The sequence below is a fragment of the Ruegeria sp. I3 genome, from assembly GCF_056532525.1.
The window spans coordinates 1-24,901 of the sequence record NZ_JBQFNI010000014.1; the positions used below are offsets into that span (position 1 = coordinate 1).

Here is a 24,901-nt window from a genome sequence, read left to right on the forward strand (position 1 = left end):
GACTCGAGCGCATCACAAGACACAGTCTCGCTTGACCTCTTCAATCAGACACGTTGGGATCCGGTGAGCGGTTCGGAGATGAGCCTTGAGTCTGGCGATGGCGCCCTTGTCACCGGTACTATGCTGTGCGTCTGCTTATGGGGAATGCTTACTGCGGCACTGGTTCCTTAGGTTGTACAACGTCTTTGGCAGCCCATATCCGCGAGAGGCATCATACCACCACAACTCACTGCGGTTAATACAGATAAACTCACTCAATACCCGCTTGTCATCAACCCCAGTCCTGCCGTGCGACTTCGAGAAAAAGGAAACAAGCTTGGCAATCTGCCCTTCGATCAGCCAATATAGGCCGCTTATGTCACGTCTCCGTTTTGGAGTTGTGAAACACGCCGCGCCGCGAAAACCAGTATATCCTAACCCTACTTGTCAATTGGGTAGATTCAGTTCTTAAATACAGCTTTTAAAACCGACTCAACTGTTTGGTAGATGGTGCTACAGATTCGTGCAATATAGACGAGAGATTGATGGGCTGCGAGCGGTAGCCGTTTTGCCAGTAATACTATACCATGCTGGATTTGTTGTATTCAGCGGTGGATATATAGGGGTCGATGTATTCTTCGTAATCAGCGGCTACCTTATCACAAGCATACTGATTAGCGATCTTGAGCAAAAGAGATTTTCAATAGCGCGTTTCTATGAACGCCGTGCACGTAGGATTTTGCCCGCGCTATTTTTAGTTATGCTCGCGTGTTTGCCTTTTGCGTATATGTGGATGTACCCATCACAGTTACAAGACTTCGCTCAGAGCCTGATAGCGGTTGTTTTCTTCAGTTCAAATATTCTTTTCTGGTCACAGAGCGGCTATTTTGCACCAGCAGCGGAATTGAAACCACTTCTGCACACGTGGAGTTTGGCGGTAGAAGAGCAATACTACCTCCTATTTCCAATTTTCCTGTTGGTGCTATGGCGATTCGGTCGGCAGCGCGTGTTTTGGGTTGTCGTTACAGTAACGATTATCAGTTTCCTGTTGGCAGAATGGGGTTGGAGAAACAAACCCGGAGCAAATTTTTATCTCGCTCCGACACGCGCTTGGGAACTGCTGGCGGGATCTATATGTGCATTTTTAACAGTGGGTAATGCGCAACGATCGAGTGATCTTCTAAGCGCAGTGGGTTTGGCGACAATTATTTTTGCCATATTTTTTTACGACGCTAATACACCTTTCCCCAGTGCTTACGCGCTCGCGCCTGTAATAGGTACCATGCTAATTATTCTTTTTGCTGCAGAAGGTACTTTCGTCGCACGTATCTTGTCGATGCGCGGCTTTGTGGGCGTAGGGTTGATATCCTACAGCGCCTATTTGTGGCACCAGCCACTATTTGCCTTTGCCCGCATACGGAGCTTAACTGAGCCAAGTCTTTCTTTGATGGCTGTACTTGCTGCCGCGTCCTTGTTGCTTGCTTGGGCGACTTGGTATTGGATTGAACAGCCATTCAGAAAAAGAACAAACCCACTTCTTGCCACGCGGCGCAGTGTGTTTTTTACCAGCGCTATTGTCGGCTCTATTTTTGTCGCTGTGGGGGTAGTTGGGCATATTCAAAAGGGGTTCGAATGGAAATTAGATGAAAAATATTTAGCGGCTCTTAACGTCCGGAGTGGATTAAGAGATGATTGTCATAGTTTCTATGACCAAGTTGGCATAGTACAAGAGATTTGCTCGCTTGGAAGCGACGATAGCCCGGCCTCCATTGCAATTGTTGGCGATAGTCATGCGGCGCGGCTATCGGACGCTTTGTCAGATGAGTTAGATAGATTAGGGTTGTCAGCTGCAACCTACACCGGCGACTGGTGCGTTCCACTTATGAATTTTGCAACAAAGTTTCCAATTTGGAAAAAAAATTGCATGGATAAAACTAAGGCGGCATTTTCCCAGATACTGTCGACACCTGGAATAGAAACTGTCATTCTCCACGCGGAATGGGCAAATTATACTGCTGGAAAAAGGTGGGCAGAAACAGCAGCGCCTGCAAGTTATATTTATAGTGAAGATGGTGATTTTGACTACTCTCAAGCAGACGCTTCGAAAAACCCACTATACTTTGAAGCGGCGGTAAACCACACTGTCACTGAACTGATAGCTCAAAATAAAAGAGTAATAGTAATACTGCCAGTGCCTGAACATGAGCACAATGTTCCCGCTTCGGTCACTCACCTTCTTTTTTTGGGGCGGGATCCAAACTCTTTGGCCTTGCCGGAAGCTGATTACCAGCGGCGAGCGGGTGAAGTCCGGGAAATCTTACTTAGAGCTGTTGAGCGGTATGAGATCGATGTAATTGATCCCTTTATAATAATGTGCGCTGACGGTAGCTGTCCAATTGCGAACAGTGAAGGACTGCCGATGTATGAAGACACAAATCATTTAAGTTACCTAGGCTCTGTACCGATTGCCGCAGCGATAGGACAGTTGTTAGGCAACTGATCACTCCAGATCAATTAAGGCAGGCGTACCAAAAGGGGTTCTCAAATTGAATAGTAATGTTCTTGCCGTAATGCAGCCTTATATTTTTCCTTACATTGGCTATTTCAATTTAATGAAATGTGCTTCTCATTTTGTGCTGTACAATGACGTCAATTATATCAAACAAGGTTGGATAAATCGCAACAGAATATTGATCAATGGCAACCTAAATACTTTTACCATTCCTGTATCAAAAGGTAGGTATGGTACGACTATCGATGAAATAAAAGTGGTGAGCTTGGAACGATTCAAAATAAAATTCCTGAAGACAATAGAGCAAGGCTACGCGAAATCAAAATACTTTGATACTGGTGTCGGGTATGTCGAAAGAGTTCTTAGTAGCGAGAAAGACACTATAAGTGAGATTGCTAGATTATCGATTACTTGTGCGGCTGAAATGCTGGATATTGACTGCAAGATATACGAGTCATCAAAACAATTCTCTGACACGAAGGGAATGGAGCGTAGCGAAAGGTTGATCTGTATCGCCAGACAGCTAAATTGTAGTTCGTATGTGAATTCGGTCGGGGGTGAGTTTTTATATGAGAAAGGTAAGTTTAAAGATGGGGGGGTAGATCTAAAATTCATTAAGCCGAATTTTATTCCCTATGATCAGACCAATTCAAAGAAGTTTGTTCCTGCCTTGTCAATAATAGATTTAATAATGAACCAATCTGTCGATCAAATCAAAAGCCATTTGTGCAGCTATGAGTTAGTTTAATACTGAAGTGTGCGCTCCAAATGAGAGCCTCTGCATATCTAATGACGCTGCCTCCCTTTGTCTGAGGCGGTTCGTCAGGCTATACTGAATTTGTCTACACTAATTTTGAAGGATGCCAAAGTGTTAGCGGCGCGTAGTCGCCCACTGAATCTTGGGGCGTTTGAAGAGTTTGGAGCAGACGAAGGTCTCAGATTAATGATCCGTTCGTGCCCTGGCGCCATATGAAAATAGTTATCCTCTGGAGAAAATCCTTTCGTGTCGATGTAAACAGATTGAGCAAATTTTTTTGTGTCGATCCGGACTTTCCAGTTCCCGCAAGAATCTGCAAAAGCAGTGCCCCTCAGACCCGTGTCCGATCTCGTGATTTGTTGGAAACCGGCGGGAAAATAATGTGCGTGAATGGTTCGGTCGTCAGCCAGGCTGTCACGTGCTTCGGCGATGGTTAACCGGGCTGCAATTAAGGCAATCCGATTCGGGCCAAAACGGTAGCTGAACGTTGGATCGAAAGAGTGACCGACCAAGCGCTCGAAATTCTCCCGGAACCTTGATCTGGCAGCGACACGGAGGTTTAAAGTAACCTGTTTAATACGACGGTCCTCGTGGTCGAACGCCTCGAGATCGAACTGTCCACACAGGTCTTCCGGTCCGTCATTGATCACATAAACATCAAGACCATTCAGACCCTCATCACTGAAGAATACAGAAATGGGTGACATTACCCTCTTGATGTAGTGATACGGCGCCTTGGGGTTGCCTACCGAGTCCACGAGCCCCCACCCCGAGCCGAGCCAGAGATCTTTAAAAAGCCAGATGAGCGCTCCGCGGCACCGAGCCTCGTCGCGGCGCCAGCTCGAAAGCACGCGCATCATCACCTCTCCGACGGTGATCCTGCTCAGGTATAGATAACGATCCGGGTCGCTATAGCGCAGGTCACGCGCGCTGATACCAAACAGTTCTTCCAGGTAATGATCGGACACGTCTGCGAAGTCCCAACCCGATCCTGCATCACGTGGGACTCTCTCTTTATATTTTGGATCGTGCCCGGGCGCTCTGTTACCTAGCAAGGATAGGAGAGGCGCGGTATCGGGTGGGATGGAGAAGGCCAAGCACTCAGCGGCAAATCTCGGCTCGTTGAGGCGCTCATCTCCGAAAGGACGGAGATAGGCTCCGACTCCAAAATAGTGTGACACGCCCCAATCTGTGTGGAATGGCAGCGCACCACCACTCGGACTGTTCTCGCAATAGGGTACGTTTGGGTCGATCTCTGCGCAGAGACTGGGCAGGTGCTCTTTGAAGAATTGACCTTGCCAAGTCTCTTCCGGCAAGCCCATCATGGCGCCTTGCTGGTAGACCTCGCTTCCGCCGCAAATAATTGCAAGGGACGGATGCCTGCAAATGCGCCTCATCTGCGTTTTAACTTCTGTTTCTACAACAGCAGCAAAGGCTTCGTCAGCGAAGGGATAGTCCATGTTTGCAAACATGAAATCCTGCCAAACTAAAAGCCCGAGCTCATCGCATAGTTCGTAGAAGTCCTTGGTTTCGTACGCCGTGGTTCCCGAGACCCTCAGCATGTTCATCCCGGCGTCCCGAGCAAGCGTGAGAAGGCGTCGATATTCTTCCCGAGTTCCTCCATGGTCTTGGAGATCGGGAGTGATCCAGTTGGCACCTCTGCAGAATATCTCTGTCCCGTTGATGATAAAAAGGAAATCATCTCCATCGGGGCCTTTGCTGACTTCGATGTGGCGGAAACCCACTTTCCCAAGATCGATTTCAATGGCCCGGTGAGCAAACTGGAGAAGGATGCTTGCCGGGTAGAGAACCGGTTCACCATGGGTGCTAGGGTACCACGGTCGAACACCTTGAATTTCTGAAACCAGTTCGATGCCGACCCTATGACTTTTGGACGTGAGCACTTTGCAGTTCAGCTCAAGGCCTGCGACTCGCAACAGGGCCGACTGTGGAGCTTCCTGCTCGTCCAGACCCATTCGCAGGTGCAACTCGCCTTGTTCCCACTCTTGAGAGTACGATGTCACTAAACTTAGGTCGCTGATCTGAGGGCCGTGATGAGATGTGAGCGTGACCGGACGAAATGGTCCAACAGGCTGAACAACTGGCGACCAGCCTGGCATGCGACCAATAAAAGACGTCCGAAACAGACGAAAATTCTGATGGCGCACCAAACGGGTCTTCCATCGGGGCCTAGGTTGTTTTGCTTGGAGCATAGGTTCCAGCGCTTCACATCTGATGAGGAGACGGTGTTGTCCTGGTGCAAGATTGCTCAGACGAAGGCAACGGGGTTGAAACATCGACGTGCTCTTGAGGATTGATTGCTCGTCCAGCCAAACCTCTGCGACTGTTGCTAAACCCTCGAAGGTCAGGGAGTGGGGGGCGTCCGGTTCTGAGTCGATGGTGAATGTGCATTGGAACCAATGATCGTATGCGTCAAGATTGTAAGATTCCGAATGAACGTCAAAGCCGTTCTGAGTTGCGGCCGCACCTGCAGTGCCAGCTGCAAGCGCTGGCATCCAGCCTTCGCAAAGGACCGCGGCGCCCGGTTCGGTCACTTCGCCAGGTTCCGTCTGGAGCCAGCGCCAGTGCTCAAGCGTGATCTGTACATCGCTCGAGGCACGCGCTGAACTGTCAACGTAGTCGACCTCTGAGATTGTGGTCATGGTGTCAAGGCGCTCGCCAGTTTGTCCATCCCGCGCGCCCAATGCTCCTCCAGTTCGGTGATATTGGCCGATAGATCCCTGACTTTGCGGGTATTGACGATCCTGGCAAGTTTCAGAACACAGGTTTTCGCGGTGTTGGACAAGGCAACGAAATGCTCTGCCGGTTCAGAGAGACCCGAAACCCCGCCATTTGAGAGCCAGCGCAAATACTGTGCTGTGAGATCGAAATTGGCGCCGCACTGACGCAAAGTTGCGAATACATACAGGTGGTACTTTTCCAAGTCCCCCTCGGCCAGCCAGGCTAGATCATCGCTCAGTCTGGTACCGAGTGCCCGCATTGGATTTCTTTCAGGTCGATACGACAGATACTGTCTAGCCAGTTCGCGGGAAAGCTCGACGAGTTCTGCGGTAGGACGGATTGTCAATCGATTGAGGTCAAGCAACTCGCAATAGGGGGGCAGGTAGTCAGCCGGACCGTCTCGACCGATCCGAAAAATGCCGTCGTAGTCTTCCTCATCCAGGCGAAAGTGTCCGGCGTTGTGAAAGTAGCTGAGCGCCCGGGTCTTCCTGTCGATCGACGTGATGCCAATTGTGGTCTTTACATGTGCTCTTCGATAGTCCGTTGCGCGGGTATCGGGGAGGTAGAAAGAGTCCACCTCGGGACAAACAATACGCCCCGCATTCACATGTTCCTCGACGTGATCGATGAGCGGGCGCCAGAGTGTCAACTCCTGAACGTTGAGTCCGTAAAGGGTTCTCATATCCGATAGTGGCGGTTTGAAAAACGTGAAGTGGTCACCTTCAAAATCGCTTGCCAAGGTGAAAGCCATACACGCGAATGCGTCCAATCCAAGGCCATTCAACATACTGATGTACACATCGGTGTAGCAGTTCGTTTCTGGCCAGTTTACGCTGCAGCATTGCCGACTAAATGAGTCGTAAGCGTCAGGATCCAATCGCACTTCAAGATCCTTCATTTCCAAAGCTGTTTCTGCACTTCGGCTGGCCATTCACGGGGGTCCATCCCATGGGCTCTCAGCAGTGCTAAAACGGTCCGTTCAATTCCGAATCCTAGGCAGGCGGTATGGGCAACCTCGCCATCGTGCGTATAGATCCCGAAAGTTCTTCCGAAGTGGTCCCGGTGATAGTTGAAAGAACTGATTGCAGTTCGTTCTTCTTCGGCCGTTATTTCAACGCTTATCTCGAATTTCAGCTGCTGCTGCCGTTGCGATGCTGCCATCATCTTGCCAGAGCGTCCGAAGAAGGGATCCGATGCCTCGTCAACTTGGATATCTAAGCCAAGACCGCTCAGAAGCGCTTGTGCGCGTTCAAGCCAGAGTGAACGCCACTCCTGAACTTGCTCCGGGCTGCCTAGACGAACCAATTCCCGTTGACGGAACGATTGCATTCGCGCTGGGTCGTCAGACGGTTCGCGCCGGAAGACGTAAGGACTCGAAAGATCCACAAAGCGACCATTGGGATCCAACTGTCCAGCGCAGGTTGGGTACAGTGGATAGCAAGCAGCCGGGCTCATTGCCAGATCACTCATTTCCACCAAGTCATCCCAATTCTGACTCATTCTCATTCTTTCGGTCAACGTTAGATGCGCGCTGTTATCGCCGCAGAAGCAATGAATGAAGCCCGCAAGGTGGGGCATCGATTCCAAATAACCTGTCCGTTCCAGCGTCGAACGTGGAATCATCGGTGGGAAGCTGAGGCGCTCGGCGCCGTCTGCACTCGAGTAGGAGCCCACCAGTGCTGCGAAGCGCGTTGCGACGTCTTCGAACACCTCTCCGCGTCCATAATATCCTTTGACCCCAGTAGGAACGATATGCCCGGCCGCAACAAGACAATCGAAAAAATCGCGCTGAGGCATTACTCTATTCATTTTCTAATCCCCTTTGTGGACCAGCATCAGGGTTGCATTGGTTGTACGAATTCGGTCGTTGCTGATCATCAGAGCCGCTGAATGCGCGTCGCGAAGATGTCGGGAAAGGCTTACCTCGGTGCCGTTCATATAGGCTAAAATTCCAATTGACCTTAAAGCGCCAGTGACAATATCAACGACCGCTTCGGAGGAATTAATCTTCAGGTTGTTCAATCTCAGGGTGAACGCTACATTGTCCAGAGCCGCCTCATCGTTCAAATCGTCCAGTCTCATGAATTCGCGCATGACAGCATCGATATCGCTTTTCATGGACTGCAAGCGCGCATCCAAATCCGTTATGTTATATGCGACCTGCGGTATAGTGCCGACCTGTTTTCTGGCTTGCTTGCGGAGTACGGCTCGCGCCTTGTTCACCGCGCCTGTGGCAATCCCGAGCCAGCAGGAAGACCAGAGAATATGAGAGTATGGCACCTTCGTGAGCGTCGTGACTTTGCGGAAGTCTTTGCTAATAATCTGCTCGATAGGCGCGCGAACATTGATCCTTCCGCCTTCGCTGCAGGTGCCGCGCATGCCGATCGTATCCCATGACCCCTTGTTAGAAATCGAATAGTCGCCTTCCAGAGCGAGAATCATGGCTTGATCACTGGGCGCGGCATCGGGGTTGTTTCGAGCCGTTACCAGAAGATCGTTGGCGCAATCCCCATAGGAAATCGTCGTAGCATGCTTTTCCAATGTGAAAATGGGGCCTGCTATTTCCAGTGCGCACTCGCTCCGCCGCATGTTGCCGCGCGGACCAACCTCTGATGTAGAAGATGCGATCAATCTCTGTTCTGCCGCACAGCGACGAAGATATTGGCTGACAAACGGGTTGTCATCGCTGTGCCTAACTAAGCTTGCAACCATGATGTGGTGCATAGCAAGGATCAGACCGCTGGAGCCGCAGTGACTTCCAATTGTGCGACAGTGTCGCGCCAGTTGCTCGATGGTGCATCCTGTGCCGCCGAGTTCTTTCGGCACTGCCGCGCTGAGAGCGCCTGCTGATCGCAGCGCAGCGAAAGTTTCCTTGGGGAAACGCGCATCCTTATCTACAGAATAGGCCGCCGGTGCCGTGACATCACGCCCGATCTCATCGATTCTGGTGTCAAGAACTTGGACGCTAGGTGCACTAAAAGGATGTTCACTTTGCTCGACCTTCGGTTCGCCATCAAAGATGGTCATGCTGCAGCGTCGGTTAGCGTAGCGACCGCCTCGCTGATTGATGCGATACTTTCGAAGACCTCAGGTCGTAACATCTCGTCAGGAAACTCAATGTCGAATGCATCTTCTAGCGCCAGCATAACCTGCACATTGGCATGAGATGTCAGGCCGGCGTTGTAGAGATCATCATCTACGCTCAAATTCGCCACTGGAAGTGTCAGACGAGCGTGCTCTTCGACCACAGCACGGATTTTAGTTTGGAGTTCTAGCATTAGACTTTTCTCCTAATAGGTATTCACTAGTTACTGTTTACTGTCATCAGAGTTATAGGATCCGTAGCTTAGACTCTGATGAATTGACTCTACAGTTTTGCTCTAAATTCATTTGAAAGCTATCAACTTTAAGAATTTTTTGCTGGATATTTTTTCGACTTGAGAGGAAGCACCAAGAACCACGGACTGACTCTTGAGGTCCCGAGTAACGATTGCACCTGCCCCAATAAAGCAATCGTCCTCGACGGTGATGCCATGTGTGAGTGTCACATTGGCTCCGATGAAGCACCTTTTGCCGACAGATGTGTTTCCTAAGAGCGTCGCCGAGGCAGAGATGAAGCAGTGATCGCCGATCTGGCAATCGTGAGCCACAACCACATTGTTATAGAGCTGTACGTTCCTGCCAACGTTCGTATTCGGGTTTAGAGCGACAAATGGCAAGATGAGACAGTTTGCTCCGATTTCAACATTCGACGGAATATGCGCTTGAGGGTGAATGATCGAAATCAGCTCGTACCCCAAAGCTTCGGCAGCACTCACATGTGCTTCACGGACGGCGTTCAAATCCTGGTAGCCCATCGCAATAAACATCGAAAATTCCTTTGGAGAAAATTCCTCCAAGACATTTTCGAAAGGCACTACAGGTATTCCGTCTACAGAAGCGCAGTCCTGGTAAGCGGCATCCACAGTGAATGCGGAAACAGAAAAATTGAGTTCATTTGAGAGATAATAGCTTGCTATCCTGGCCGTGATACCGGTTCCAAAAATTACAACCGGCTTCTTTTGAAGGCGCTGTTTAACCTGATAAGGCGTTCCTAGCTGCGTTTTAATAGAATCCGATTCACTCACAAAACAAAAATTCCACGAATCAACTCTTAAATATAGTAGTATCCCAATGTTATGCCCATCTACAGCAGCTTTCCATCAGCAATGCCGATTGATTGAGAGAGCGGAAACAGTTCCAGCTTAGACAGCAAATTAGTTCTCGTTCTGGCGTGTGGCCAACACCAGCCCTGTCGTTCAGAGCCACGACTCACTATTGCTTCCGCTGCAGAGGAGGAAAAGCTCAGCCATGTCTATCACTGCCGCAGTGTAAAGGTCCTGAATGCTCAGTTTACTGCGCCATAATCGATTGGGGAACACTTCCGCCGCTTAACCAAGCCTCTAGAGGTGTCAGCGGATCCAGAGCAGTCGCGTTTATCCCTCCGGGTCCAAGTTGGAGTCCGCAATGATCCAGTCCCGGCACCATGAAGAGAGCGACGCTCTCCTTCAGCACCTCTTCCCCACCGGCCGCTTTGGACGCCTGCTCGTACCACTCGACTGTCTTGTAAGGCGTAACGAGGGCATCAGCCCATCCATGATAGACAATCATTTTACCACCTGCTTCGCGAAACGTTGAAATGTCTGGATTGTCACCATTGTAGGTTGCAGTAGAAGCTGTCATCCGCAGTGGGTCCGTCTCAAAGTCGAAGTCCATCGGCGTCCAGTTCGGGCCAGGGTCTTCATCAAACGCCATGTACTTACCGAAGCCGTTTGCTAACGCAGGTCCGAGCTTTCCACTCCCGTCTGCATTCCCGGTCAGCCACAGCCTCCAGAAGCGCTCCGACCCTTCTGGCACGCCGCCTGGGTAGAGTTGCTCACCAGCTGTGTTGCGTGGCCCTTCACGCCATTTACCTAGCGTGTCGAGTTGTTGGTTCGTCAGTCCTAGCCCTTCGTAGCTGATGTCGCACTGACGCGGATCAGCAATCACACCGTCTTCAGAACCGTCCACGGCGTCGCACTGGTCAAGAACGGCTTTTTCGATAATGGCAGCTTCGTCAGGCCCGAGAATTTGAGAGCCGTCAGGTGCTGTGTTCGCCTGAATGATCCACGATATCTTGGTCGCCACGAGACCGGGAAAATCCATGGCCGGCGCGCCTGAGATAATACCATCAAACATTTCCGGGTAGCGAAGTGAGGCGATATGTGCCATGCGGCCACCATTCGAGCAGCCTTGGAAAATAGCCTGCTTTGATGCAGCACTGTAGAACGCCTCGATCAGCATATTGGCCACGCGATTTGTCTCACCAATGGAGCGCCAGCCCCAGTCCCGCTCAGCATCCGGATTGTTGTACGCCCATTCCGCGTCAACAATCGACAAGCCGCGGTGACCGCTGTCGGATCTCGCGGTAGCATAACCACGCTCGAGCCCGAGACGCATCGCATTGACCCAGCTTGTGTTGGCACCCTCACGTTCCAGATTGCCGCACAATGCGGCACAGCCAACTTGATAGAACTTCCCGTTCCAACCGTCCATTGGCAGCCGGACCTCAATGGAAATTTCCGGCAAAGCCGTAGCCCGAATTTCGCAATAGGCTGGCAGCGTATCCGAGGCAGCTATGACACGGGCCGATGTGACATACCCCCCGGACATGGTGACATTTTGTAGTTCAGCGCACTCGTCAGAGCTTTGTTGAGCGGTTGCAGGTAGTCCAACCAGCGAAAGCGCAAAACCAGTCAGTATCTTTTTCATGGTGCAACACCTCCGCGATCTCATTCTAAGTGGCCAGTATCTAAGGGGCTCAAAATATCGTAATCGTCCCATTTAAAAATTGGATATAGTAGTGTTGAGCAAAAAGACGATGTAGGCGCTGCTGGCTCGCTCTCCGCCGGTAAGCCAGCATATGGAGCGCTGTCTGTCGCAAGTCGATTCTCCGCTCGCTAGTGATTTATTATGCCACTCAAGGATTTATAATCTGCCGGGAGCGCGGCGTGAGTCTCCACTTAGTTGCTTCTATTCAAAATAATTGTTGCATTTCGTTGCGGATTTGTTCGTCGGTCAGCTGCGCAACGTCCGGGTGGGTTGGAAAATTGACCAATCTATTGAAGATATCTCGGGAACGTGGTGTCGACGCGAGTGGTTTGTAGTACTTCGCTACTACGATTGACTGAGAGTTGTTACATCTTTTCGGAGTAATCTCTTGTGTTGCCAGAAGAGGCCAACTCATTGCGATCGCCTTGCCATCGAACGGAAGGAGCGGGCTGAGTCCTACAGTTTCAGCAAGCTCTATTACCCGTCTAGCCTGTTCAAGATAAAGCGGTGCCCAATCATGAAAACGTGCGAGACGGTCCAGATGAAAAGCGCAAGAAATATCCGACAGCTTACCATTATTTTGCCAGCAGGCAGCTGGAAACGGCGCAGGCCCGTAGACGAGAAGGGATCGTAGATTTTCATATTCATCCGCTGGGACAAGAGCCAAACCACCTTCCCCCACGCCGTAGGGTTTAGTGTGATGCAGGCTAAAACACTGCCAAGGCCAGTCAGGAACCTGCATACCCATGCCCGCAGCGTTATCGAACAGGAGTGCCTTTCCCGTCCGCTTTGCAAAATCAATATACGGTTGGAAATTGCGGCAGATACCATGTGGATTTGTAACGATCACACCGTCATAGGAGTTGAGGCCGATGCTCTCCAAGATCGACAAGTCGAGCAGCCCTGCTTCGTCACAGTCGAGAAATGCGACATCAGAAAAATACCCGCGACCCAAGTTGCTGAAACTGAAGGACGATGCCAACCAGCGAAGGGGCCGACCATGCTTTAATTCATGAAGTCGTGCCATCGCTTCTAACGCAACCGCGCCGTTGCTGCATGGAAAGAGCGCGTGATCTGGCGATAGGTTCATGTGTTGCCGGTAAGCTTCAATCAATTGGTGGAACAATGGCCCCTCGTTGGCCCATTGATTTTCTTCCTGGCAGGCCGCCAGCAGTAAAGAAATACGTTCGAGATTCGGTGTTTTGCTTTCTATGAACGATACTCTGGGCTGTGGCTCCTGGACGTTGGCTGCGTCAATCTCGACCACTGGTTTGGAATGCTTCTGGTGTTCCCGTAAATAAATTTGTTTCATATTTTATCCTAAGCACCTATCGGTTCCGATGTTTATTCCCGATCTGCAGACGTTACTGGCTCACTGTAAAGTATTAATAAGTAGAAACCTTTGAGGCGACCGCAGGATTACCGAGAAGGATCTGACCTGCTGAGCAGCCCTATCTGATTGGTTCAAGTTAATTGTTAGTGCATGATTGCGCTGTTTTCCATTGGAATGATGGTTTCAGGAGCCAGTAGACGACAACCAATGCACTATGTGATTTCTTGGTTTATTCGGTCCAGCTCTACCCTTTGCTCATTTAACCTAGGTCATGTTAACAAATGGCGGATCGAAGTAATATCTACGAAGCCGAGGAAGCTTGCGGCTGTTCAGCGATTTAGTCAGCTGGGCAGTGATGGCTACACGATCATACCGATAGCACGTATCTCAAGGAGCACGAACTTCGGCAAACCCAGAGCCATGGGGCGAACTGAAGGCGGCCTGAATTCAAAACTACACATGGTTCTAGATAGGCGCGGCCGCTCTATAACCTTCGTCCTGTCGCCTGGCTAAACGAGTGATGTAGATGGGGCTGTTATCATTTTGGCTCATCTGCCAAAGTCCAAGCGGCTTCTGGGGGCAAGGGTTATAACGCAGACTGCTTTCATGCCGCACTGAAGGATCTGGAAATGTGCGTTTGCGTTCCCTCAAGAGCAAAACGCACCAAACCCGCGACCTACAACAACCGGTTCTATCTGAAGTGCCATCGGATCGAGAATGCCTTTGCCAGATTGAAGGATTGGCGGCGCATCGCGACCCGCTATGACATATGCGGAAATCTGCCCCTGATCGAACAATGGAGGAGACACTACAACACAAAACGCCTCAACAGTGCACTGGGCTGTCACCCGCCAGCACCTGAAACCATCATCCTGATAGCTCACAAGCCAGTCATGTGCTAACACTCAAACTGGATCATTTAGATGGGCTGATAGGGTCGCAAATTTTGCCGTGCCCTCCAGTTCCTTTTCTCCTCGACAGGCTTCGCTAGAGATGGCTGGGCTGGCCATAATAATTGTTTTGAGAAGCCACGCGTTTATAAAGAGTACAGAATGTCAAAAACAAAATTCTCAAGCAATCTACAGATACTTCGCGGCTTAGCCGCAATGAACGTAGTCATCTTCCACTGTATTGGCAGCGCTAGGGATTATGGCATGCCACCGAGCGGCCTTTCTTTTCTTGCGGGTTGGGGCATGAGTGGGGTGGATCTTTTCTTTGTCCTGTCCGGGTTCATTATGGTTCATACGCAGATGTACAGACCGATATCCCCATCAGATTTCATCATCAATCGTATCATTCGAATTGTCCCTCTGTATTGGGTATTAACAGCACTAATACTTGCGGTCTTGTTGGGCATGCCGTCTGCTTTCCGAGAGGCAACGTTTGAGATGGACCGCGCCCTTGCATCTTTTTTGTTTCTAAGCATGGCTATGCAGGGGACTCATCCATATCTAGGTGTGGGCTGGACACTCGAATTCGAGATGCTTTTCTATGTGATTTTTGCAATTTCGCTCTTTCTCAATAGCAGAGAGTATTCGTTATTTTTTTTAGCATCCGTTTTGATTGCATTGGTGGTATTTGCAGGAACAAATTCCATCGTTTTTGAATTTCTCTTAGGTGTAGGTGCGGCGCTCCTCTTTCAAAAGAAGAAAATTCCAAGCTGGGCAGGGTGGCTAGCGCTTTCTAGTGGAGCACTCTTATGGATATCAACAATCTGGATTCCCCCGGTTGGTCCCAGATGGGTTTATTGGGGTGTTCCTGCAGTCCTATTAGTCCTTGGAGCGATGGTTCTGCCAAATATGGGTTGGAGACTAGCCGAACGGCTTGGGGACGCATCCTACAGTATCTATCTCATACAGGTTTTTTCGATTCCCTTCTTTTTTAAACTTCTCCAGTTTACGGGCAATTCTTCGATCAACGGTGATTTGGCGGTTCTTGCCGCAACAGTCCTGACAGCCTGTGCTGGGCTCGTAACGTATTATGTTCTAGAATGCCCTCTAATTGCTGTTTGTAAAAGAATTGATGGCGGACACCGGTCCACACGACTCTCACGACGGTAAAGCACCTCACGAAGCACTAGGTTCAGGACTTCGGTAATGGGGTCGTCCTAGCCAAGCGGTTTTGCGCAAAACAATTGATCGGGCACCCATTCCGCCGTACTTCTTCTGTCGGCGATAATAGATCTGTTCAACAACACCGATCCATCGGATTGCATCCAGAGGGGACATGCGTTGACCCATCAATTCTCAACCTGCCGCAATTTCGAGACAATCTCTTCCGGCTTCGGTCGCTTGTTCGCCACGTGGATCCTCCACTTTCTTAACCATAAAGGCGGGCCACTTCGGAGGGGGAGGATCAGACCTTTGGCGCTATTGCAGGGGTGCATGTGTCGACAAGTACCGAGGAATGCGGACGCCGCGACCACAATGGGCTCTAGAAGCTTGCGCGGGAAGGCAAGACCAAGGTGTTCACGGGCATCTCCGATCCTTATCGCGTGTCCGAGAACCCGGGGCTGCAGGTGAAAGCAGAAAACGCCGAAGTAGGCTGTTATGCGCAGCGGAGTGCTGTTGAAACTCAAAATATGGGACTGATCTCTGGTAATAGCTTCTGAAACCATTGCATTGTCCTTCTGCCCCTGTATTCAGAGTCCTGCTAAGGTTCGAAAGGTAGGGGTGTGAAGGTTGAAAAGACGGCTTTAGAAGGTGTTCTGTTACTGACGCCCAAACGCTTTGGCGATGCGCGCGGCTTTTTCAGCGAAAGCTGGAGCAAACGCGCCATGGCCGGGCAGGAGCTCACGTACGACTGGGTGCAGGACAATCATTCGCTCTCCTCGCAGGCCGGCACAGTGCGTGGACTGCACTGTCAGGCGCCGCCCCATGCTCAGGACAAGCTGGTGCGCTGTGGGAGGGGCAGTCTGTTCGATGTGGCTGTTGATATCCGCAGAGGTTCGCCCACCTACGGGCAGTGGGTGGGCTATGAGCTAAGTTTCGAGAACGGCCGACAGCTTTTGGTGCCTGCGGGTTTTCTGCATGGCTTTGCCACCCTTCAGCCCGAAACCGAAATTCTTTACAAATGTTCGGACTACTATGCACCGGAATATGAAGGTGTCGTGCGCTTTGATAGCCTTGACATCGATTGGAATTTATACGGGTTAGAGCCTGTTTTATCCGATAAGGACGCAAACGCCCTGCCCTTTTCCGATTTTGACAGCCCATTTGTCTGGAAAGGCACCACATGAAACTACTGATCACCGGAGGAGCGGGTTTCATCGGTTCTGCCGTGGTGCGACTGGCCATCGCGCGTGGATATGAGGTCGTGAATCTCGACGCGCTGACCTATGCGGCCTGTCTCGATAATGTGGCGTCTGTCGCAGAGCACCCCAACTACACTTTTGAACAGGCCGATATCCGCGACCGCAGCGCTCTCGACCGTATCTTTGCCACGCATCAGCCCGACGCGGTGATGCATCTCGCGGCCGAAAGCCATGTCGATCGCTCGATTGACGGTCCGGGTACCTTTATCGAGACCAATATCACCGGCACTTATCAACTGCTGGAGGCGGCACGCGGCCATTGGATCAGTTGTGGGAGACCCGAGGGTTTTCGCTTCCATCACATCTCCACCGATGAAGTTTTCGGATCGCTGAGCGACACGGGCCAGTTCACCGAAAACACCGCCTACGATCCGCGGTCGCCCTACTCGGCTTCAAAAGCGGCCTCTGACCACCTGGTCCGTGCCTGGCACGAGACCTACGGGCTGCCTGTGCTGCTGAGCAATTGCTCGAACAACTATGGACCCTACCACTTTCCCGAAAAACTGATCCCCGTGGTGATCCTCAACGCGCTCGCTGGCAAGCCAATCCCAGTCTACGGTACCGGAGAAAATGTACGCGACTGGCTTTACGTCGAAGATCACGCAGACGCCCTGTTGACGGTTCTGGGCAAGGGCCGCGTCGGTCGCAGCTACAATATCGGGGGTGAGAACGAAGTGCGTAACATCGACTTGGTCCAGATGATTTGCACAATATTAGACACTAAAAAAGCGGAAACAGGGCTCTCAATTCCTGAAACGGATCAAGGCGCGCCCTCGTCCTATGCCGACCAGATCACCTTTGTAACCGACCGGCCGGGCCACGACCTGCGCTATGCGATCGACCCGTCTCGCATGCGCGACGAGTTAGGGTGGCGACCGTCTGTGACGCTAGAGGAAGGGCTTGAAAAGACCGTGCAGTGGTATCTCGACAACAAGAACTGGTGGCGGAGGCTGCAAGACCGGGACGGGGTGGGTGAACGGCTTGGGTCCGCTCCATGAAAGTCCTTGTCTTCGGCAAAACCGGCCAGGTGGCCACAGAACTGGCGCGCTTCGAAGAGGTCACATGCATTGGCCGGGACGTGGCGGATCTGTCCAAACCCGCAGAGGTGCGCGAGGCGCTCGAAGCGGCGCAATCAGACGCCATCGTCAATGCGGCAGCCTACACCGCAGTGGACAAGGCCGAAACCGAGCGCGCCACCGCGATGACCGTCAACGGCGCGTCTGTCGGTGTCATGGCGGATCATGCCGCAGACCGCAACATTCCCTTTGTGCATATTTCATCCGACTACGTCTTTGACGGCAGTGGTGATCGCCCATGGCATCCGGGGGATACGACGGGACCATTGGGTGTCTACGGGAAAAGTAAACGCGCAGGTGAGGTTTTGATCCAAAACTCGGGTGGGACCCATGCTATCCTGCGTACCTCTTGGGTGTTTTCTGCCCATGGCTCCAATTTTTTGAAAACCATGCTACAGCTTTCTCGGACCCGGGATCACCTGACCATCGTTTCAGATCAGATCGGCGGACCGACACCTGCGGCCGCCATTGCCGAGGCCTGCATGACAATTGCCCGAACGCTTTTGTTAGATCCCGACAAGGGTGGAATATACCATTTTGCAGGCGCGGAGGATACATCCTGGGCCGGGTTCGCTCGCGAGATCTTCGAGGTTGCGGGGCGAAATGTCTCGGTCGAGGACATCCCCACCAGCGCCTATCCGACACCGGCGGCGCGTCCGCTTAACTCTCGGCTGGACTGCTCCACACTCTTGTCCCAATTCGGTATTACACGTCCCGACTGGCGCAGCGCCACGCATCAGATCGTAAAGGCACTCACATGACGAACAGCGGTACCGCACGCAAGGGCATCATTCTCGCCGGGGGTTCCGGCACACGCCTCTACCCGATCACGCTAGGCGTCTCCAAACAGCTACTGCCGATTTATGACAAGCCTATGATCTACTACCCTCTATCGGTGCTTATGCTGGCCGGTATCCGCGAAATTGCCATAATCACCACACCCGAAGATCAAGCGCAGTTCCAGCGCATGTTGGGAGATGGCGCACAATTCGGCATCACCCTTACTTGGATCGTTCAGCCCAGCCCCGAGGGTCTCGCGCAGGCCTTCACACTGGCTGAGGATTTTCTGGCTGGCAGTCCCTCGGCGCTGATTTTGGGCGACAACATCTTTTTTGGCCACGGGCTGCCGAATCTGATGCTTGAGGCTCCGATGACGGGAGCGACCGTTTTCGGCTATCAGGTGGTGGACCCGCAACGTTACGGTGTGGTGGATTTTGACACCGATGGCACTGTCCGGGGCATTATCGAAAAACCCGAAATCCCACCGTCGAACTTTGCCGTTACAGGGCTTTATTTTGTCGATGGCACGGCACCGGAAAAGGCGCGGCGCGTGATGCCATCCGCCCGAGGAGAACTGGAGATTACCACGCTGCTGGAGATGTATTTGGCGGACGGAACGTTGCAGGTCCAGCGCATGGGGCGCGGGTATGCCTGGCTTGACACCGGAACGCATGGCAGCCTGCTGGATGCCGGAAATTTTGTCCGTACAATTGAGGTACGCCAAGGGCAACAGATCGGATGCCCTGAAGAGATCGCATTCGAGCAGGGCTGGATCACCCGGAACGATCTTGTAACGCAGGCGGAACGCTATATGAAGAATGACTATGGTCAGTATCTGCTAAATCTGATGTAGAGCCCAGTAATCTTTTGCAGCTCAAACGCCGGAACGCAGCTTCGAGTCCGAAGTACTCCAAACACCGAAAACGTGGCTGAATCACTACAATATGAGATCAATTTTAAAGGGCTATTCTTCTAGGTATTGTATTGCTATGTTATTTTTCTGAGCATTTCTGCTGTTGTAACAAAGGCATCCACTATGAAGTTCGCTCATATAATTTCTTTGGTCATGGTAGTGCTATTAGGTGCGGTTGCGTCCCATGCACAAAGTGATTACCGCATCCGACCTGGTGATATACTTCAAATCGAAGTACTGGAAGACCCGAGTCTTAATCGTGCGGTGGCAGTCTTGCCAAACGGGCAGATCAGTTTTCCTTTTGCTGGAACGCTTCGCGCGGGGGATCGAACCATCGGCCAACTGCAGGCGTCGCTACGCAATGCGCTGAGTTCGAATTTTGCAGCCCCGCCAACGGTTTTTGTGGGGGTTGAGCCGTTTCAGGATCCGACAACGTTCAGCGGCCTCTCAGGTCCAACGATTGATGTGTTTTTTGTAGGAGAAGTGAATAGCCCGGGCCGCATCGCGGTTGAAAGTGGAACTACTCTTTTGCAGGCAGTGGCTGTCAGCGGCGGAGTATCCCGCTTTGCTGCTATAAAACGTATTCAGTTACGACGTACTGGCGCTGACGGCGTACAACGTGTAACAATTCTGAACTATAAGGCTCTCGCGAATGGAGCCGTGACAACAGATATCGAGCTAAAGGACGGAGATGTTATTCTGGTCCCAACAAGGCGCTTATTCGAGTAGCGAAACAGCGTACAGGAAAAAATCTATTGTAGTACGACGGGGCCCTTTGGCCTGTGCGGTTTTGATTTGTGTCACTCCGGGTGTGCGCGCTCAGGATGTGCCCTCGGGCATACTCATGACCTTAGATGTCACGCAGCAGTTGGAGTGGAGTGACAATCCGGATTTGGATGTAGACGGGGACTCCGATTTCTTTGGGCGCACGATTCTCGGATTTGGGTTAGAAAGTGCGACCAGCATTCAGAATTTTTCTTTGAACCTCGGAACCGACATCGAAGAGTTCCGTGACACCAATGACCAAAATTTTGATTTCGACAACTCTTTCGCGACGCTTAACTACAGCCGAGCAACCCGCAATGCTTCTGTAGGTGGAAATCTGCGGTACCGCCAATCGGATGTCGATGGCGACCTCGTTTTTACCGATCAGGATTTTGATCAGGATGGCAATATCATCTCTCAAACGGAAGGTACGCAGAAAATCTTTGGGTATGCTCTGCGGGGTGCTGTCGGAGAAGAAGCTCCGCTGGGGGCCAGTTTCAATTGGGACCACAACGAAATCAATTTCGAAGATACTGATGAGAATTTTGACAACACGTTAGATCAGTTTTCTGGGCAAGTGGATTTTCGCATCGATCCTCGTGTCACGCTGAGCCTGACAGGAGAGTACCTTGATTTTGACACAGAGGATCCGAATGGCACGGATCGGAAAGAAAAAGACTTAGGTTTTGCCACAGAGTTTGCGGTAACGCCAATCTTAACCATGAATGTCGGGTTGAGTTACACCGAGATCGAGCGCAGGGGCGGGACAAACCAGGAAGATGATGGTATCAGTGGTGAGATTATTTTTACGCGCGAAATGCCCAACGGGACTCTCGGATTGCGTTATGCGTCAGAAGTTTTCGCCAATACAGACGGGCGGCGGTCTTTCTTGGCCGTCAGCCGAAGTATGGATTTGCCCCTTGGGGCGCTGGATGTATCTCTAGGTGTAACGGGTGCTGATGCGGTAGGTTCGGACCCATTGATTGACGCCGAATACCGATATGATCTGCCAGCTGCTCAGCTGACCTTTGGGCTCAGTCAGCGGGTTGTTGTCGATGATCAGGATAATGAAGGTATCAATACTTCTCTACGTGCCGCCTATGACCAGGAAATCAACCCCGTTTCTAGTTTTGGAGTTAGTTTAGAACTTTTCGATCAAAACGCATTGGATGACGATGGGAACGACACGCGACGGATCGAAATCGGGCTGAACTATCGCCATGATCTGACTGCTGATTGGGGGGTGGTCAGCGGGATTTCCTATACCGCGCTGGACGAAGAGGACAGTGACGACCGCAACCGCACCACGATATTTGTAGGTCTCCAAAGATCCTTCAACTTCTTGCGTTAATCTGCCCCCTTACCTTGGTTCTGCGGCGTTCGGCAATAACCAGCTTTTGTTGTTGAACGTATAGCTAAGCTTGCGAAGGAACATACCGATTGCATTCGAGTGTGCACACACGCTGATCACATCGCGCAAAGTCGAAGCCAGTTCCGGCATCGTGATGTCATCGTTCTACGGGAGAAAACCCTACGAAGAAGGACTGGCGCGGATCAGTCCTGTCCTTCGTTGCCTCTCGGACGACCCTAAAGGACTGGCCCGGTGATCGTGGTTATAGCGCCAACTCGATCAACACTTGCTCGACATGCTCCGGCACCCGATTCTTCAGGATCGGCTTTTTGCGGCCCATATCCATCAGGGCCTCTTCGCCACCTTGTTCCATGGGTGCTGATGTCAAACGCGTAGAGTTCTTTGAGCCCAAAAACTATCTCGCGAATAATCCATCACCTCGTGGCCTGCGCAACGCTGCCGAGTTGCTTGGTCAACTCCCACAGGCTCAGCTTCGGTTTGATGATCTTTTCCTGAAACCTGAAAGCCTGTCATTGAACGAGGCCTCTTGCTTGCGCTCCAAAAGAGCAGAAATGTCAGATCAAGTCCCGTGTTCTACAGCTGAGAACAAGACGGCTAGCGCTTCCGATCCGTCAGACAGCCAACACCCATTCTCAGTACCAATTGCTGAAGCGTACATTATGTCAAGTTTGAAGTTTCACAAGCAGGGCATTTTAATCCGAGAAACGTTCTCCAAGTTGTTCAACGAAAGCAATAAGCATTTCATTCTCACTTTCTTGTGCCTTGGAAATCTTGTCGAGTAGTTTGTCCCTTGTGTCGTGTGCCCACCCGATTTCCTCATCGCCGTACGCTATTCCCCAACGATCCTCCCTGTTTGTAAGCTCGTTGTGTAGTGATTTATCCAGTTGCGGAATCACAACCGGAATACAGCCACACATTGCCGCATATATCATGTACTGCGTAAATGGATCATGGCTGTAGAGAACCTTTGTTTTATTGAAGACTTCAGCCTTCTCTTTATGCGTCATATTATCAATGAGAATTGCATCATCATCTTCAGGAACTTCCGAGAGGCCAGTGTATTTGCCCTTCCGAATTAACCGGCAGGCACCGGAGCGATTAGGAAGCTTACGATCAAAGTACACGTCACTCCGGAGCCAACTGATCCTTAGGTGGTTTTTTTGATCAATTCCTGCGACACCATGTGCGAATTCTGGGTTATAGAAATACGTGAGTTCGTTTGGGCCAAAACTTACCCATGGGCGAAAGAACCCTGGTTTGTGGAGGAGCCAGCGCACGACACGCTTGCTTTTCAGAGGATTGCCATCAACGGTTTCGGAATAAACGACAATTGCCTCTCTAAGTATTTTCTTGTCGGCCACTGGAGTCATGAAATCGGGATTGCCGCGAAAATTTTTTTGAGCCACAAAAGGCGCCATTTTCTTCCGGCGCCATGTCTTCAATCTGGTGCGGAGCTTGAATTCGGGAAACGGGGGATACCGAAAGTGCGCAGCTGCGGGGTAGACGTATGCATCTACACCCATGTGGTTAAGACGATCCACAAGCCTATGAAGCACGATAGGGCCCCCTTGTGTTTCGTCGAATGCATTCGCATAGACGACGATTGGCCTCCCAATTCTGCTCATTTCGGGCGCTACCTCCGGTTGATAGGGCAGTCTGAAGTGGTAATAAGATCGATTGAAAGACCATTCAGGTTGCGGTTGCTGGAAATTGTATCATTCAATCTTGCGTAGACGCTCATTCCACATGCACACACCTCAAGAGGATCCTTTCGCCTCAAACTGTTGTGAAATGCTTTAGCATGTAACACGCGATCAAATTAGCGTTTGATATTAAACGCCCTCGCTCCTGTACTGGCAACCCCAGAAAGCCCCTGCATCGTTTTGAATGTCCAGTACTGGACATTCAAAGATACTGAGTTGGATATACGGTCAATGTAGGTAAGTGGTGCGGAAGTCTCATGCGACGACACAGTTTCAATCAACTCAGTCCAAGACAGCAGAGATTGTCGGGGTGTGTAATGCGACAAGACCGTCTTGCGCGCTTCCTTTCCCAAAGTCTCACGCATGGTTTTATTTTCAACCAGACGAACAAGGGAAGCTTCCCAAGTGTCTGTCTCCACCAATATTCCATTTTTGAGGTGGCGTATGGCAGACTTATATGGTGCTGTCGGCGTAGCAACACTGACCACCTCGCACGCTCCAGCCTCAATGAATTTTAACTCGCTTTTAGCCTGGCAAAATGCTTTCTCTATCTCCAGCGGGATCAAATTAATATCTACATCTCCAAATACGTTTGGATATTTCTCATATGGCCACCAATCCTCGCGAACGATTCTTCTACCAAAAGCTTCAAAATCTGCGGAAACTTCGAGCGGTCCGACAAGAAGTAATCTCGTGTGGGGAAATTTTTTTAAGACCGTTAAAAGAGCGTCATTTATGACGGCAAAGTCTCTATCGTGGCTTTTGGACCCCGATAAATAGGCCAAAGTTACCTGTTCGTTCTTTCTCTTTTTTCTTTGCTCTACGACTTTAGAGCTAAGTTGAAGAAACTTGTCATTCAATGTGTTTTGTAAAACGATTGTTTTGGTATGGATATGAGCTGCCTGTTCAGCAAGAAACTGCGTGGATACGCTGACATAATCGCTGGCTCTCATCGCCGCTTCAATTGATTTTTGACTATTTAGGTATGATTTAGCGTTTGGATGCTGCGCCAGATAAGCGCTACCAGCTTCACCAAATATTAGATCGTCGGTATCGTAAATAAGAGGTATCCTGCGTGCACGTGCAGCATTAATAAAAGAGCGTGTATAGTTATCATTTAAAACGCGGTGTAAAACGATTGCTCGGTTCGCGATAGGTCGGGTATCATAAATTCTATCCACCGACACCTGGTACCCCGCAGCACGCAAAACTTCCGCCGGTTGGATGCAGCGTAATTGCGTGGTGCCATTAGAATTAATACCATATCTACTAACAAATTGAATATCCATAGAGCACCAGAATTTATGTAAGTACTAATGACAAGAGCGAAAGGTCCGTAATCTGAGTCAACTGAATGTCCATCCCCCTTCTGATCTCCCGATTTAAACTTAAAGCAAACTCATTGTTTCGGGTTAACCTTACGATCTTGGCATTCTGGTGTAAAAACAAAGATAACTGCTTCATTACTATAGCAGTCTAGCACCAAGGCATTAAATGGATTTGTAGATCGACATCTTTCATTGCAGCTCTTTTGAACAGTGTATGGGCAATGGCGGATGACTTACTTCCGTGGCATGGTACATCCGAAAGCAAGGTTTCCCAACCATTATAACTACGATTTCATAGTTCTTTACTCGAAATTGTTATCAGGCCAATCAAACACACTCTCGTCGCGGCAACACGGTCACATTCTGCCGCAATCAGCCCTTTTTACAATGATATTACCCCTTGGACAACAAGACTAGGTCGTGTTGACAAAAAGTGGTTCACTGCGCCCTCCGATCGTGATTCAAGCCGGTATCTGCG

General features: G+C 50.7%; 19 protein-coding genes and 2 pseudogenes. 10 read left to right on the forward strand and 11 right to left on the reverse strand.

The annotated features are described in order from the left end of the window. Positions 1–171: 171 nt before the first annotated feature. Positions 172–357, reverse strand: a pseudogene (locus ACR0L9_RS19900) (IS5/IS1182 family transposase); the annotation flags it as partial. A gap of 145 nt (positions 358–502) precedes the next feature. Here ACR0L9_RS19900 and ACR0L9_RS19905 point away from each other — a divergent pair. Together ACR0L9_RS19905 and ACR0L9_RS19910 are read left to right on the forward strand one after the other, a co-directional pair. After that, positions 503–2,479 carry an acyltransferase family protein gene (locus tag ACR0L9_RS19905; protein WP_480896508.1) on the forward strand — a complete coding sequence of 659 codons (1,977 nt, stop codon included), beginning with the start codon at positions 503–505 and terminating at the stop codon, positions 2,477–2,479. A 46-nt stretch (positions 2,480–2,525) separates the two neighbouring features. After that, positions 2,526–3,239 carry a WbqC family protein gene (locus tag ACR0L9_RS19910; protein ID WP_480896509.1) on the forward strand — a complete coding sequence of 238 codons (714 nt, stop codon included), beginning with the start codon at positions 2,526–2,528 and terminating at the stop codon, positions 3,237–3,239. Between the two features lie 74 nt (positions 3,240–3,313). On the opposite strand, the gene ACR0L9_RS19915 is transcribed toward ACR0L9_RS19910, so the two are convergent. From ACR0L9_RS19915 to ACR0L9_RS19950, 8 genes are all read right to left on the reverse strand, one after another. Then, on the reverse strand, positions 3,314–5,911 hold the full coding sequence (locus ACR0L9_RS19915) for a glycoside hydrolase family 2 protein (RefSeq protein WP_480896510.1): 2,598 nt from the start codon (positions 5,909–5,911) through the stop codon (positions 3,314–3,316). Further along, positions 5,908–6,888: a DUF1839 family protein gene (locus ACR0L9_RS19920; protein ID WP_480896511.1), complete on the reverse strand. Its 981-nt coding sequence runs from the start codon at positions 6,886–6,888 to the stop codon at positions 5,908–5,910. The genes ACR0L9_RS19915 and ACR0L9_RS19920 overlap by 4 nt, the downstream gene beginning before the upstream one ends. After that, positions 6,885–7,787 (reverse strand): amino acid--[acyl-carrier-protein] ligase, encoded by a 903-nt coding sequence (locus ACR0L9_RS19925; protein ID WP_480896512.1) that lies wholly within the window; start codon positions 7,785–7,787, stop codon positions 6,885–6,887. The genes ACR0L9_RS19920 and ACR0L9_RS19925 overlap by 4 nt, the downstream gene beginning before the upstream one ends. Before the next feature lie 15 nt (positions 7,788–7,802). Next, a complete protein-coding gene (locus ACR0L9_RS19930) occupies positions 7,803–9,017 on the reverse strand; it encodes an acyl-CoA dehydrogenase family protein (RefSeq protein WP_480896513.1) in 1,215 nt (404 codons plus the stop codon). Then, the gene (locus ACR0L9_RS19935; RefSeq protein WP_480572013.1) at positions 9,014–9,268 is read right to left on the reverse strand and encodes an acyl carrier protein; all 255 of its coding nucleotides are present in this window, start codon (positions 9,266–9,268) and stop codon (positions 9,014–9,016) included. The genes ACR0L9_RS19930 and ACR0L9_RS19935 overlap by 4 nt, the downstream gene beginning before the upstream one ends. A gap of 108 nt (positions 9,269–9,376) precedes the next feature. Continuing rightward, positions 9,377–10,117, reverse strand: coding sequence for a NeuD/PglB/VioB family sugar acetyltransferase (locus tag ACR0L9_RS19940; RefSeq protein WP_480896514.1), 741 nt, complete (start codon positions 10,115–10,117; stop codon positions 9,377–9,379). Positions 10,118–10,382: 265 nt separating this feature from the next. Continuing rightward, positions 10,383–11,780: a tannase/feruloyl esterase family alpha/beta hydrolase gene (locus tag ACR0L9_RS19945; protein ID WP_480896515.1), complete on the reverse strand. Its 1,398-nt coding sequence runs from the start codon at positions 11,778–11,780 to the stop codon at positions 10,383–10,385. A 265-nt stretch (positions 11,781–12,045) separates the two neighbouring features. Further along, positions 12,046–13,152, reverse strand: coding sequence for a DegT/DnrJ/EryC1/StrS family aminotransferase (locus tag ACR0L9_RS19950; protein WP_480896516.1), 1,107 nt, complete (start codon positions 13,150–13,152; stop codon positions 12,046–12,048). 429 nt (positions 13,153–13,581) lie between these two features. On the opposite strand from ACR0L9_RS19950, the pseudogene ACR0L9_RS19955 reads away from it, so the two are divergent. From ACR0L9_RS19955 to ACR0L9_RS19990, 8 genes and pseudogenes are all read left to right on the forward strand, one after another. Beyond that, a pseudogene (locus ACR0L9_RS19955) lies at positions 13,582–13,955 on the forward strand (transposase); the annotation flags it as partial. A 270-nt stretch (positions 13,956–14,225) separates the two neighbouring features. After that, positions 14,226–15,233 (forward strand): acyltransferase family protein, encoded by a 1,008-nt coding sequence (locus tag ACR0L9_RS19960; protein WP_480896517.1) that lies wholly within the window; start codon positions 14,226–14,228, stop codon positions 15,231–15,233. Between the two features lie 614 nt (positions 15,234–15,847). Beyond that, positions 15,848–16,411 (forward strand): dTDP-4-dehydrorhamnose 3,5-epimerase, encoded by a 564-nt coding sequence (gene rfbC / locus ACR0L9_RS19965; RefSeq protein WP_480896518.1) that lies wholly within the window; start codon positions 15,848–15,850, stop codon positions 16,409–16,411. After that, a complete protein-coding gene (gene rfbB / locus ACR0L9_RS19970) occupies positions 16,408–17,484 on the forward strand; it encodes a dTDP-glucose 4,6-dehydratase (protein WP_480896519.1) in 1,077 nt (358 codons plus the stop codon). The genes rfbC and rfbB overlap by 4 nt, the downstream gene beginning before the upstream one ends. Further along, positions 17,481–18,323, forward strand: coding sequence for a dTDP-4-dehydrorhamnose reductase (rfbD, locus tag ACR0L9_RS19975; RefSeq protein WP_480896520.1), 843 nt, complete (start codon positions 17,481–17,483; stop codon positions 18,321–18,323). Before rfbB ends, rfbD begins: the two co-directional genes overlap by 4 nt. Next, positions 18,320–19,195: a glucose-1-phosphate thymidylyltransferase RfbA gene (rfbA, locus tag ACR0L9_RS19980; RefSeq protein WP_480896521.1), complete on the forward strand. Its 876-nt coding sequence runs from the start codon at positions 18,320–18,322 to the stop codon at positions 19,193–19,195. Before rfbD ends, rfbA begins: the two co-directional genes overlap by 4 nt. A gap of 183 nt (positions 19,196–19,378) precedes the next feature. Continuing rightward, complete coding sequence (locus ACR0L9_RS19985) at positions 19,379–19,984, forward strand: polysaccharide biosynthesis/export family protein (protein ID WP_480896522.1); 606 nt, start codon at positions 19,379–19,381, stop codon at positions 19,982–19,984. 115 nt (positions 19,985–20,099) lie between these two features. After that, positions 20,100–21,371 (forward strand): hypothetical protein, encoded by a 1,272-nt coding sequence (locus tag ACR0L9_RS19990; protein WP_480896523.1) that lies wholly within the window; start codon positions 20,100–20,102, stop codon positions 21,369–21,371. Positions 21,372–22,084: 713 nt separating this feature from the next. On the opposite strand, the gene ACR0L9_RS19995 is transcribed toward ACR0L9_RS19990, so the two are convergent. Together ACR0L9_RS19995 and ACR0L9_RS20000 are read right to left on the reverse strand one after the other, a co-directional pair. Further along, a complete protein-coding gene (locus ACR0L9_RS19995) occupies positions 22,085–22,810 on the reverse strand; it encodes a hypothetical protein (RefSeq protein ID WP_480896524.1) in 726 nt (241 codons plus the stop codon). Positions 22,811–23,211: 401 nt separating this feature from the next. Then, the gene (locus tag ACR0L9_RS20000) at positions 23,212–24,384 is read right to left on the reverse strand and encodes a glycosyltransferase family protein (protein ID WP_480896525.1); all 1,173 of its coding nucleotides are present in this window, start codon (positions 24,382–24,384) and stop codon (positions 23,212–23,214) included. Between the last annotated feature and the right edge of the window lie 517 nt (positions 24,385–24,901).